We start from the raw sequence: 12505 nt of genomic DNA, 5'->3' as shown, positions 1-12505 counted from the left end.
CTCTATCCCCCAATTATGGGCCCGTTGGTTTCCATCTGTGGGCTATCCGTTTTCCAATTGTGGGCTGAACAGCCCGCAATTGGAAAACAAAGATTAGAATAAGGCATAGTGATAAAAAGGTTAAGGCAAAGTAATGTTTTACTTTAACTTTATTGCTATTTATCTGCTGTTGGGAAGATGTTCGCCACAAGTACACTGTTTGGTTACTACACTTTTTCCTTTCTCTGATGTTACGCTGTTTGTGAATTGATGTTAAATAGGAGGCAGGGGTGCAGTATTTAGATTAATATTTCATTTACTCTTAAAAACAATGAAAAAACGAGGAGAGTGCTATGCAACTCGATTCTTTTATCTAAATTTGCAAACTCTAATATTTATAGAACAATGAAAATGGCTAAATTAAAAATCTGGATGGTTGCCCTTACCTTAATAATGGGTGTTTCTTTATCTTCATGCTTAAATAGCGAAAGTGATCCTATATATAGTGATGCTTTTCCTGTTAAGTGTGTGAATTTCTATCCTCCCACTTTTCAGACTATTAATGGACAAAAATTAGTTTTATCAGGTTCCTCTACAGCGTCTTTTAATGTAGGAGAACTTTATATGCTATATTTCCAATTTAATACGGAAGAACAATCAGTTGATGCACCTTCTATAAATGTAACAGTTTGGAACGGCATTGAACCGATTGCCTTAAATGCAAAGAGCTCTGAAGGACCAACCGGTATTTCTGAATCTACCAAAGCAAACTCGGCTTTATACGCTTTTTCCGGTATTGTATCTTCCTCGACAGGGAGTGTGAATATAGATCCGGCTGTTATCTTTGATAATGAATATTTGTATGTAAGACCTGTATATTGGGTAAAACAGGTAACTGGCGATGAAAAGCAAAAAGAAGAGTTAGCAAAACATGCTTTTGTACTTACTTATGATTTAGAAAGTATTAAGGAGGGAGATGAAGAACTTGTTTTGACTCTTAATCATGTAATTACAGAAACAAGTGAGGAGGAGGTTAAACGCGATGCATATACTTCCACGATTAAGGCATATCCATTAACTTCTGCACTGTATGCATTTCAATCTAAAGCGAAACAAAAGCCGACTAAGATTAAGTTGGTAGGTCAGGTTAATACTTCGAAGAATTCTTTGGAAGGAGCTACTGAACAAGTGTGGGAATATACAATTAAATAATTTGGATTATAAAGCATTATTCCATATAGCAATGTTACTGATTTCCTCTCCGGCCAAGGCCTGGGAGGAAATTCGTTTGGAAGAGGATAGGCGAAAAGTATTTACTGCTTTTGTCTATCCTATGATTGGTTTATGTGGATTGTCCGTCTTCATCGGTTCTTTGCTGGCGAAGGGATGGGGCGGTCCCGAGAGTTTTCAATATGCCATGACGCAATGTTGCGCGGCGGCAGTATCCCTCTTTGGAGGATATTTCTTGGCGGCGTATCTCATAAATGGGATGCGCGTTAAAATGTTTATGATGGACAGTGACATGCCGTTGACGCAACAGTTTGCGGGCTATGCGCTGGTTGTTCTTTTCTTGCTCCAGATTATTATCGGCATATTGCCGGACTTTAATATCATCGGATTGCTGTTGCAGTTCTATATTGTGTATGTGGTGTGGGAGGGGGCTTCCACGTTGATGAAAGTAGAAGAAAAAGACCGGTTACGGTTTACAATCATTTCTTCCATCCTACTGATTGCCTGTCCTATGCTCATCCAATTGGTATTCAACAAGCTGACGATGGTGCTTAATTAACGTTTGAAATCATGAAACAAGCTCCTGTTAATATAAAAAATAAGCGCGCTACATTCGATTACGAATTGGTAGACACTTATACCGCGGGCATTGTGCTCACGGGTACGGAAATTAAATCGATCCGCATGGGTAAAGCAAGCCTTGTGGATACCTTCTGTTACTTTGCCAATGGCGAGTTGTGGGTGAAGAATATGCATATTTCCGAATACTTCTACGGTTCGTATAATAACCATTCGGCACGCAGGGAGCGCAAACTCTTACTTACTAAAAAAGAACTTGATAAACTGGCACGTGGAGCAAAAGACCCCGGTTTTACAATGGTTCCCGTTCGTATGTTTATTAATGAAAAAGGGCTTGCCAAAGTAGTGGTGGCCCTTGCTAAAGGTAAAAAGCAATACGACAAGCGCGAAGCGTTGAAAGAGAAAGATGATAAACGCGATATGGCGCGGATGTTTAAGAGATAATTGTTTAACGTGGTAATGTGATAAAGTGATAATGTGATAGAGTAATATCACTTTACCACTTTATCACATTACCATTCTATCATTGAATACAAATGGTTTCTATTGAAAAGTTGGTGCGTGAGCGCATCCTTATTTTAGACGGTGCTATGGGCACCATGATACAACGGTACAACTTAACGGAGGAAGACTTCAGGGGGGAGCGCTTTGCCGGCATCCCCGGGCAAATGAAAGGAAACAATGACCTGCTTTGCCTGACGCGCCCTGATGTGATACAGGATATACACCGTAAGTATCTCATGGCAGGTGCCGATATCATTGAAACCAATACGTTTAGTTCTACCAGTGTCAGTATGGCCGATTATCATGTGCAGGAGTATGTACGTGAGATGAATCTGGCTGCCGTTAAACTGGCACGTGAAGTAGCCGATGAATTTTCCACACCTGATAAACCACGTTTTGTAGCCGGCTCTATCGGACCTACCAATAAGACTTGCTCCATGAGTCCCGATGTGAATAATCCGGCTATGCGTGCGCTGACTTACGATGAACTTGCCGATGCCTATCGGGAACAGATGGAAGCCTTGCTGGAAGGTGGAGTAGACGCTCTGCTGATAGAAACCATATTCGATACATTGAATGCCAAAGCAGCTATCTTTGCTGCGGAAGAGGCGATGGAGGCTACAGGCGTTCAAGTTCCTGTTATGCTGTCCGTTACCGTATCCGATACAGGCGGACGTACTCTGTCGGGACAGACTTTGGAGGCTTTTCTTGCCTCAGTTCAGCATGCCAATATCTTTTCGGTAGGTTTGAACTGCTCCTTTGGCGCCCGTCAGTTGAAACCTTTTCTGGAACAGCTTGCTGCCCGTGCTCCTTATTATATCAGTGCATACCCCAATGCGGGGTTGCCCAACAGTCTGGGACAATATGACCAGACGCCTGCCGATATGGCGCATGAAGTGAAAGAGTATATTCAGGAAGGGCTGATAAACATCATTGGCGGTTGCTGTGGTACGACCGATGCATACATTGCCGAATATCCTGCCCTGATAGCCGGTGCTGCTCCCCATGTTCCTGCTCCGAAACCCGAAAGTCTTTGGCTTTCCGGCCTGGAATTGTTGGAAGTGACTCCTGAGAAGAACTTTATCAATGTGGGAGAACGCTGCAATGTGGCCGGTTCCCGCAAGTTCCTGCGTCTGGTTAATGAAAAGAAATATGATGAAGCCCTCAGCATTGCCCGCCAGCAAGTAGAAGACGGGGCGCAGGTGGTGGATGTAAATATGGACGACGGCCTGCTGGATGCACAGGCTGAAATGACTACTTTCCTCAATCTGATTGCTTCTGAGCCGGAGATTGCCCGCGTTCCTGTGATGATTGACTCTTCCAAATGGGAGGTAATTGTTGCCGGATTGAAATGCCTGCAAGGAAAGTCCATCGTGAATTCAATCTCTCTGAAAGAGGGAGAAGAAAAGTTTCTGGAACATGCCCGCACGATCAGGCAATATGGTGCGGCTACCGTAGTAATGGCTTTTGATGAAAAAGGGCAGGCGGATACATACGAACGTAAGATTGAAGTGTGTGCCCGTGCTTATCAGCTTTTGGTTGAGAAGGTGGGCTTTAATCCTCATGATATTATCTTTGACCCTAACGTCCTTGCCGTAGCTACGGGTATGGACGAACATAATAATTATGCTGTAGACTTCATCCGGGCTACCGGTTGGATACGTAAGAATCTGCCGGGTGCGCATGTCAGTGGTGGCGTTAGCAACCTTTCATTCTCTTTCCGCGGCAACAATTATATCCGTGAAGCCATGCATGCGGTGTTCCTTTATCATGCCATCCGTGAAGGAATGGATATGGGGATCGTAAATCCGGCTACGGCTGTACTTTATACCGACATCCCTGCCGATATATTGGAACGTATAGAGGATGTGGTTTTAAACCGTCGTCCCGATGCTGCCGAACGCTTGATAGAAACTGCTGAACAACTGAAAGCAGTTGCCGAACAACAGAAAGGTAATGCCACTGATAAACAAGTTGCTCCTCTTTCATGGCGTAATGGAACAAGTGTGGAAGAACGCTTGAAACATGCTTTGACAAAAGGAATTGGTGACTATCTGGAGGAAGACTTGGCAGAAGCCTTGAAACTTTATCCGAAAGCAGTGGATATCATCGAAGGTCCTTTAATGTCAGGTATGAACTATGTAGGTGAGCTCTTTGGTGCCGGAAAAATGTTTTTGCCCCAGGTGGTGAAAACAGCCCGTACCATGAAGAAAGCCGTTGCCATTCTTCAGCCTGTAATTGAAGCGGAAAAACAAGAAAGTTCCACCTCTGCCGGAAAAGTCCTGCTTGCCACGGTGAAAGGTGATGTGCATGATATAGGCAAAAATATCGTTTCTGTGGTCATGGCCTGCAATGGTTATGAGATTATAGACCTTGGTGTGATGGTACCTGCCGAAACGATTGTTCAGCGTGCCTTGGAAGAAAAGGTGGATATGATTGGACTCAGTGGTCTGATAACACCATCATTGGAAGAAATGGTACACGTGGCTATGGAACTGGAAAAGGTAGGTGCTGATATTCCTTTATTAATAGGTGGCGCCACTACTTCCCGACTGCATACGGCATTGAAAATAGCTCCCGTCTATCATGCTCCTGTGGTTCATCTGAAAGATGCCTCGCAGAATGCAACGGTAGCCGCCCGCTTGATGAATCCGAAAGCCAAAGAAGAATTAAAAGAAAAATTAAGATCAGAATATCAACGGTTGCGTGAAAAGAGCGTTACGCAAGCACCGAAGACTGTTTCGTTGGAGGAGGCGCAGAAGAATAAGCTGGAACTCTTTTAATAAGTATTAGGTATTAAGTATGAAGTTGCGCTATGTACTGCATTGTCATATTTCATACTTAATACTTCATATTTCACTTCTTTATCTTCTTCTTATACGTCTCATACCTCCCCATAATATCCCTCACAAAGTTATATGTCTCTATTCCACGGAAGTATCCGTTTTTGCAGACAGGGTCGGTGAAGTATTCTTCATTGCTTTTCAATAAGATGAAGTTTTCTACATTGTCTTTCCAGACATATTTGTTCTTTCCATATTTCTCAGCCAGTGCCATTGCATCCTGTACGTGGCCGATACCCGAATTGTAGGAAGCAAGTACGAAGTTGAGCCGCTCCTCTTTCGGTACTGAAGAGAAACTCTTACTGGTGGCATTGATATATTTTATGGCAGCTTTCACACTCTCTTCCGGATTCTGTTCTTTTCCTTCAGGCATTCCCATTGCACGTGCTGTAGCAGGCATCAGTTGCATTAGCCCTTTGGCTCCGGCCCATGAAACGGCAGTCGTATCAAAGTTCGACTCCGTATATGCCAGAGAAGCAAGCAATCGCCAGTCCCAGTCTATTTCCGAAGCATACTTTTTGAATAATTCGTCGAAGTGCGAGATTTTTCCCTCACGAAGTGAAAGGATAGAAGTGTGTGGAGTTGCTTTGCTGATCTCAAAATATCTCTTCATACTGGCAGTGTAGGCGGGAGAAGTCATATTTTCTTCATGCCATTTATTAGCGGCAGCTGCCAGTTCCGGACTATCCTTGCGCACCGCCCAGGAAGCTCTTTGATCGAAACTGATGGATAATTTAATATTCAGGTTGGGGTAATACGTAGTGTTAAGTCTGGCTACGTCATTATCGGCTACCGTATAAGGTATCTTTCCCTGGGATACTTGTGTGATGAGGTCCTCTACTGAAATGCTGTCATTAGTCACTTTGTGGATATGGATGCCGCCACCGAGTTCTTTATCCAGATTTACCAGGCGGTCGTAATACTTCCCGGGCTTTACATATACATCCTTACCTATCAGTTCCGTTACATCCGTCAGCGGTTTTGTCTTCCCGCCTGCGCGTTGCACAATAACCTGGTGTGTGATGACCTCTTCACCGCAATAGATCAGACTATCTTTTAATTCCTTCGTGATGGGGACATTGTAGGCAATGATGTCTCCTTCGCCTGCCAGTAACTTTTTTATAAGTCCCTGTACATTCCTTGCCACCACTACGCGCAGTTTTACCCCGAGACTTTTGGCAAACTGTTCACTCAACTCGTACTGGAACCCCATTTCCTGGCCACGATAGTTGAAGTAGGAAGTAGAACTGTATAGCGTCAGTACAACGAGTTCACCGCTATCTTTTATCTGTTGCAAATCGCCCACAGCCTCATCGGGCATGGAACCATGCCGTTTATTTCCGCACCCCGACAGGCAGCACAGACATAGCAAGAATATTAAGATACTTCTATTCATTCAAATATATAAATAACTGAGACGCCTCAGTTGTTCATTTATCAGAGATGCTTCTTTATATACATCGTCAGAATATCGATTGCCACCTGATTATTTCCTCCTTCGGGTATAATCAGATCCGCATATCGTTTGCACGGTTCGATGAATTGCAGATGCATAGGTTTCAAGATACGGGTATACCGCTCCATAACAGCTTCTGCCGTACGTCCACGCTCCACTACATCCCGTTGTATAACACGAATCAGACGTTCGTCCGGATCAGCATCCACAAAGATTTTGAGGTCCATCATGCTGCGCAGTTTCTTGTCGCACAGGGCAAGAATCCCTTCAATAATCACTACTTCCCGTGGCTCGATATGAATCGTTTCGGGCTCTCGTGTACAAGTAAGGTACGAGTAGGTGGGTTGTTCAATGCTTTTTCCTGCACGCAGCATGGCTACGTGTTTGGATAAAAGCCCCCAATCGAAAGCATCCGGGTGGTCAAAGTTGATGTTCTGTCGTTCTTCTACAGGTACATGGCTACTGTCCTTATAGTAAGAGTCTTGCGGTAACAGTACCACTTCGCCTGCCGGCAGGCTTTCAATGATTTTACGTACGACGGTGGTTTTTCCCGAGCCAGTTCCGCCTGCAATTCCTATTATTAACATCCGTTTAAGTGTATATTTAAAACAAAACGAGTATTTTTGCGGTTAATATTAATCGCTTTGGTTGACAAATATATAGATAAATCATTAAAATTGCAAAGTTATGGTCAAACACATTGTATTATTTAAATTAAAAGACGAAGCTCCGGCTGACAAAAAGCTGACAGCAATGAAAGAATTCAAGGCCGCTATCGAGGCTTTACCAGCTAAAATATCTGTTATACGTAAGATAGAAGTTGGACTCAATATGAATCCCGGCGAAACTTGGAGCATTGCCCTCTACAGCGAATTTGATACGCTGGACGACGTGAAATTTTATGCTACTCATCCCGAGCATGTGGCAGCAGGCAAGCTGATTGCTGATGTTAAGGAGAATCGCGCTTGTGTTGACTACGAAACAATTGACAATTGACAATTCGTAATTTGTAATTCGTAACTCGTAATTAAAATCATTGTATGAAGAAAATATTATCCATTTGTCTGTTGCTGATTGCTGTCGTGGCACAAGCGCAGATACAGGAGCCCGTCAAGTTTAAGTCGGAACTGAAGACGCTTGCAGCGGGAGAGGCGGAAATTGTATTTACCGCTACTATCGATAAGGGGTGGCATGTATATTCTACCGACCTGGGTGACGGTGGTCCTATCTCGGCTACCTTCAATATAGAGAAGATTTCCGGTGCTACAGTTGTAGGAAAGTTGCAGCCGAAAGGAAAAGAAATAGCTTCTTATGATAAGTTGTTTGAGATGAACGTACGCTATTTTGAGTCTACGGCACAATTTGTTCAGAAGCTGAAGCTCACAGGAGGAGATTATAAGATTGAAGGTTTTCTGGAATTCGGTGCTTGTAATGATGAAAACTGCTTGCCTCCTACGCAGGTAGAGTTTAATTTCTCAGGTAAAGCAGAAGCCGCTAAAGGTGCGGCAGCCGCAACTCCTGCTGAAAAGGTAACAGCTCCGGCAGAGGACACGAAAACGGAAACTCAGCCTGCTTCTCAAACTGAAACACCTGCGGATACAGCTTCTATTGGCATCATAGGTGGTGCAGATGGTCCGACGGATATAAATGTGGCAGGCAATATTGACTTGTGGAAACCTGTCATCAATGATCTGCAATCTTATGGTGAAACCACTTCACAGGACGACATGTCATGGATTTATATCTTTATCACCGGATTCCTCGGTGGACTGTTGGCATTATTCACGCCTTGTGTGTGGCCTATTATCCCTATGACTGTAAGTTTCTTCCTGAAACGTTCCAAAGATAAAAAGAAAGGTATTCGAGATGCCTGGACGTATGGCGCTTCTATCGTGGTGATTTACGTAACTTTAGGTTTGGCCATTACGTTGATCTTCGGTGCCAGTGCGCTGAATGCACTTTCCACGAATGCTGTGTTTAATATTCTTTTCTGTTTGATGCTGGTGGTGTTTGCGGCTTCTTTCTTCGGAGCTTTCGAACTGACGCTGCCCTCTAAATGGAGTAACGCAGTAGATAGTAAGGCAGAAGCAACAAGCGGTTTGCTCAGTATCTTCCTGATGGCATTCACGCTTTCACTGGTGTCTTTCTCATGTACAGGTCCTATTATCGGTTTCTTGCTGGTACAGGTATCTACAACAGGTAGTGTGGTAGCTCCGGCTATCGGTATGCTCGGGTTTGCTATTGCTTTGGCATTGCCGTTCACACTGTTCGCCTTGTTCCCGTCCTGGCTGAAGTCTATGCCGAAATCAGGCGGTTGGATGAATGTCATTAAGGTTACTCTCGGTTTTCTGGAACTGGCTTTCGCTCTGAAGTTCCTTTCTGTAGCCGACCTGGCTTATGGCTGGCGCATCCTCGACCGCGAAACGTTCCTGGCATTGTGGATTGTTCTGTTTGCTTTACTGGGCTTCTACCTGTTGGGCAAGATCAAGTTCCCGCACGATGATGATGATACGAAAGTGGGGGTGGGCCGTTTCTTTATGGCACTCTTCTCGCTGGCATTTGCCGTATATATGGTTCCCGGTTTGTGGGGTGCTCCGTTGAAAGCGGTCAGTGCTTTTGCACCGCCTATGCAGACCCAGGACTTTAACCTCTATAATAATGAAGTGCATGCCAAGTTCGATGATTACGACTTGGGTATGGAATATGCCCGTCAGCATGGCAAACCTGTAATGCTCGACTTCACCGGTTATGGTTGTGTAAACTGCCGTAAGATGGAGCTTGCTGTATGGACAGACTCTAAGGTAAGTGACATTATCAACAACGACTACGTACTTATTACACTTTATGTAGATAATAAAACCCCGTTGACCTCACCTGTTAAAGTGACAGAAAACGGCCGGGAACGTACATTGCGTACAGTAGGCGATAAGTGGAGTTATCTTCAACGCGTTAAATTCGGTGCCAATGCACAACCCTTCTATGTATTGATAGATAATGAAGGCCGTCCTTTGAATAAATCTTATTCGTATGACGAGGACATTCCTAAGTATATCGAGTTCCTGCAAACAGGATTGGAAAACTATAAGAAAGGAAAATAAACGAACGAATGCCCGGCTGATATATACGACCGGGCATTTTTCATTAATCAATAACTTTATGAGACATATTGTAGACATCGAGACATGGGAGCGCCGGGACAATTACAATTTCTTCCGGGGCTTTGTAAATTCCTGGTATTCCATTACCACAGAGATTGATTGTACCGAAGCCAGTGCCGCAGCGAGAGCCTCGGGCCATTCCTTTTTTCTCTATTATCTGTATGCCGTAGTGCGTTCGGCGAATGAAGTTCCGGAACTTCGTTATCGTACCGACAAGAACGGACAAGTTATTTTTCATGATGAAGTGGATATCATTTCTCCGATAGCTGTTCCCGGAAAGACTTTTTATACGGTTCGGATTCCTTACCACGAAGATTTCAAACGCTTTTATGCCGAAGCGTATGAGTTGATAACCAATATCCCCGAAGATGGCAATCCTTATGGTGCCGAAGAGGAGTTGGCAAAACAGGGAGATTATGACGTAGTGCATTTAAGTGCTGTCCCCAAAATGTATTTCACTGCCACCACTTATACGCTGGCCGAGGCCGGCAATGGTTGCAGTTACCCTTTGATGACTTCCGGTAAAGCGGTAACCCGTGAGGGACGTCTGGTATTTCCTTTATCCATTTATGTAAATCATGCCTTTGTAGATGGTTCGCATCTGGCATCATTCTTTCAAAAGATAGAAGAGCACCTGAAACGGATTTCACTGGAATAAATCGATAGAATAAGTAAGCTATGCTTTTTTCTTATTTTATCTTTTCCCTTTTTTATTTCCCGGATTTTACATACGTTTGCAGCATCTATTAAACTTTTGTTTCCTGAAAAAACTAAAGATTGCTATATGTGTGCAGATAATTTCTCAGAAGAACGTTCACTCATTCTCCGCTTGATAGAGGGGGATGAGGACGCCTTTTGTGAATTGTATGCTACTTATAAAAACCGTCTGATATACTTTGCAATACGTTTTCTTAAATCGCGGGAGTATGCAGAAGATGTTTTTCAGGATGCTTTCACTGTAGTTTGGCAAAGCCGCCGTTTCATTAATCCCGATGCTTCCTTTTCTTCCTATCTTTACACCATTATGCGCAACCGGATACTGAACCAGTTGCGCAATGCCGCTAATGAGGAAAAACTGAAGGAAAGCATTCTTTCACAGGCATTGGATTATACGGAAGATACCAAACGTGAAGTGATGCTGAATGATTTGAAATCCCTCATTTCCCATGCCTTGCAGCAGCTGACTCCCCGCCAGCGTGAGATTTTCGAGATGAGTCGTGAAGCACAGCTCTCCCATAAAGAGATTGCAGATAAGTTGGGCATCTCCGTCAACACCGTTCAGGAGCATATATCTACCTCCCTTAAGTTGATTCGTACCTATCTCATTAAGTATTCAGGCAGTGAATATGTGGATTTGCTATTGCTGCTAATTTGCCTTAATACATAATAAATGTTAATCACACCCCAGATGTTTTCCTTTACTGTGTATTACTCTATGTAAAGGAAGAGTTTTCATGACCTTTATACTAAAAGAGCCCGCACAATGAAGAATGATGTAACAGACAAATCTATAATGCGCCGCTATCTGGACGATATGTACACCCAGGAAGAGGCACGTGGATTATTATCCCGACTGAAAGATGATACTCATGCCCCAATGCTGGATGAACTGGCAACGGATGTCTGGAAAGAAGCCGCTATGGAAGAGTTCACCACCGGCATGGAGCGTGAAAAATATAAGGAAGAAGCCGGTCGGTTGCTGAAACGCATTGAGCATAAGAGACGCACCTGGTTTCGGCGGATAGCCCTGACGGTGGCAAGTGCTTCTGCTGTTGTACTGCTCATTTTCGGGGGAATCAATCTACTGGGTTATATGGATAAACGGCAGATTTCTTATTTGGAAGCCTCTACCTCTTATGGTGAATCCAGACAAATCCGGTTGCCGGATGGAACACAGCTGATCTTAAATTCCTGTTCTCGTGTTCGCTATCCGAACAGTTTTGTAGAAGATGAACGGCAAATAGAACTGGAAGGCGAAGCTTATTTTCAGGTGCAACGAAACGAGAAGCAACCTTTTATTGTCAGGACCGCCCGTTTTGATGTAAGGGTTCTGGGAACTTGCTTTGATGTGAAAGCTTATTCTTCGGATGAAGTTGTTTCTGTAGATGTGGAAAGTGGCAAAGTACAGGTGGATCTGCCTGAAGCGATGATGCGTTTGCAGGCTAAGGAACAAGTGTTGATCAATACACTTTCCGGTGAATACAGCAAACGGTGCGAAGAACGTGATGTTGCCGTATGGCGCAAAGGTGGATTACGTTTTAGCAGCACTCCGGTGCGCGATGTGGCTAAAGAGCTTGAACGCATGTATAATTGTCGCATTACGTTTGCGGAAGGACAGGAGTTCAACAACCTGATTTCCGGAGAACATGAAAATAAAAGTTTGGAGGCGGTACTCCAATCAATGGAATATACCAGTGGCATCCGGTATAGAAAAGAAGGAAATCATATCTTCTTATTCAAGTAGCAGAAAAGCATGGATATACGTCCGGCTGGTAAACGGATGTGTATTATAATATATGTGAGTATTAATATGTTTAACCTTTAATTAAAAGAGAATATAGAATATGAAAGCACCCACTTAGTGTCTCCTCTAAGAAAAATAGGAGCTGTCTCACAGAGAAGCCCCTATCTCGTAATGCGAACAGGTATTCATTCGTTTCGACCCGCGTGAATCATGTATCGCGAATTACTCCTTTGTTCTAATTAATTTTATCAATTACTAAAACGCACAAATAAATGAATAATCTTCCTAATTC

11 protein-coding genes are annotated in these 12505 nt (G+C 43.6%); 9 read left to right on the top strand and 2 right to left on the bottom strand.

Features of this window, described 5'->3' with window-relative positions:
- Positions 1-384: 384 nt before the first annotated feature.
- The 4 genes from VYM24_RS22880 (at position 385) to metH (ending at position 5075) form a co-directional block, all read left to right on the top strand.
- Positions 385-1191: a hypothetical protein gene (locus VYM24_RS22880; protein ID WP_299092255.1), complete on the top strand. Its 807-nt coding sequence runs from the start codon at positions 385-387 to the stop codon at positions 1189-1191.
- Between the two features lie 31 nt (positions 1192-1222).
- Positions 1223-1768 carry a Yip1 family protein gene (locus tag VYM24_RS22875; protein WP_330941001.1) on the top strand — a complete coding sequence of 182 codons (546 nt, stop codon included), beginning with the start codon at positions 1223-1225 and terminating at the stop codon, positions 1766-1768.
- An 11-nt stretch (positions 1769-1779) separates the two neighbouring features.
- On the top strand, positions 1780-2232 hold the full coding sequence (gene smpB / locus VYM24_RS22870; RefSeq protein ID WP_007664142.1) for an SsrA-binding protein: 453 nt from the start codon (positions 1780-1782) through the stop codon (positions 2230-2232).
- A gap of 92 nt (positions 2233-2324) precedes the next feature.
- Positions 2325-5075 carry a methionine synthase gene (gene metH / locus VYM24_RS22865; protein WP_330941000.1) on the top strand — a complete coding sequence of 917 codons (2751 nt, stop codon included), beginning with the start codon at positions 2325-2327 and terminating at the stop codon, positions 5073-5075.
- 73 nt (positions 5076-5148) lie between these two features.
- On the opposite strand, the gene VYM24_RS22860 is transcribed toward metH, so the two are convergent.
- Entirely contained in the window at positions 5149-6456 is a 1308-nt protein-coding gene (locus tag VYM24_RS22860; RefSeq protein ID WP_007214588.1) for an MltF family protein, read from the bottom strand.
- Positions 6457-6572: 116 nt separating this feature from the next.
- Entirely contained in the window at positions 6573-7178 is a 606-nt protein-coding gene (gene udk, locus VYM24_RS22855) for a uridine kinase (protein WP_299092260.1), read from the bottom strand.
- Between the two features lie 100 nt (positions 7179-7278).
- Between udk and VYM24_RS22850 the strand changes: the two genes are divergently transcribed.
- The 5 genes from VYM24_RS22850 (at position 7279) to VYM24_RS22830 (ending at position 12213) form a co-directional block, all read left to right on the top strand.
- Entirely contained in the window at positions 7279-7587 is a 309-nt protein-coding gene (locus VYM24_RS22850) for a Dabb family protein (RefSeq protein WP_007664136.1), read from the top strand.
- Between the two features lie 44 nt (positions 7588-7631).
- The gene (locus tag VYM24_RS22845; RefSeq protein WP_299092263.1) at positions 7632-9689 is read left to right on the top strand and encodes a protein-disulfide reductase DsbD family protein; all 2058 of its coding nucleotides are present in this window, start codon (positions 7632-7634) and stop codon (positions 9687-9689) included.
- Positions 9690-9747: 58 nt separating this feature from the next.
- Entirely contained in the window at positions 9748-10407 is a 660-nt protein-coding gene (locus VYM24_RS22840) for a chloramphenicol acetyltransferase (protein ID WP_299092266.1), read from the top strand.
- Between the two features lie 126 nt (positions 10408-10533).
- Positions 10534-11136 carry an RNA polymerase sigma-70 factor gene (locus tag VYM24_RS22835; RefSeq protein WP_299092268.1) on the top strand — a complete coding sequence of 201 codons (603 nt, stop codon included), beginning with the start codon at positions 10534-10536 and terminating at the stop codon, positions 11134-11136.
- A 96-nt stretch (positions 11137-11232) separates the two neighbouring features.
- Complete coding sequence (locus VYM24_RS22830) at positions 11233-12213, top strand: FecR family protein (protein WP_330940999.1); 981 nt, start codon at positions 11233-11235, stop codon at positions 12211-12213.
- The last annotated feature ends 292 nt before the right edge of the window (positions 12214-12505 follow it).

This window comes from Bacteroides sp. MSB163, assembly GCF_036416795.1.
Taxonomy (GTDB): Bacteria; Bacteroidota; Bacteroidia; order Bacteroidales; family Bacteroidaceae; genus Bacteroides; species Bacteroides maternus.
Note: the sequence above shows the minus strand (reverse complement) of the source record. Positions and strands in the feature narration are given on the sequence as shown.

Bases quoted from the DNA above. Each gene is read 5' to 3' on its own strand.
- VYM24_RS22880 (WP_299092255.1), top strand. From the start codon at position 385: ATGAAAATGGCTAAATTAAAAATCTGGATGGTTGCCCTTACCTTAATA.
- VYM24_RS22875 (WP_330941001.1), top strand. From the start codon at position 1,223: ATGTTACTGATTTCCTCTCCGGCCAAGGCCTGGGAGGAAATTCGTTTG.
- smpB (WP_007664142.1), top strand. From the start codon at position 1,780: ATGAAACAAGCTCCTGTTAATATAAAAAATAAGCGCGCTACATTCGAT.
- metH (WP_330941000.1), top strand. From the start codon at position 2,325: ATGGTTTCTATTGAAAAGTTGGTGCGTGAGCGCATCCTTATTTTAGAC.
- VYM24_RS22860 (WP_007214588.1), bottom strand. From the start codon at position 6,456: ATGCCCGATGAGGCTGTGGGCGATTTGCAACAGATAAAAGATAGCGGT.
- udk (WP_299092260.1), bottom strand. From the start codon at position 7,178: ATGTTAATAATAGGAATTGCAGGCGGAACTGGCTCGGGAAAAACCACC.
- VYM24_RS22850 (WP_007664136.1), top strand. From the start codon at position 7,279: ATGGTCAAACACATTGTATTATTTAAATTAAAAGACGAAGCTCCGGCT.
- VYM24_RS22845 (WP_299092263.1), top strand. From the start codon at position 7,632: ATGAAGAAAATATTATCCATTTGTCTGTTGCTGATTGCTGTCGTGGCA.
- VYM24_RS22840 (WP_299092266.1), top strand. From the start codon at position 9,748: ATGAGACATATTGTAGACATCGAGACATGGGAGCGCCGGGACAATTAC.
- VYM24_RS22835 (WP_299092268.1), top strand. From the start codon at position 10,534: ATGTGTGCAGATAATTTCTCAGAAGAACGTTCACTCATTCTCCGCTTG.
- VYM24_RS22830 (WP_330940999.1), top strand. From the start codon at position 11,233: ATGAAGAATGATGTAACAGACAAATCTATAATGCGCCGCTATCTGGAC.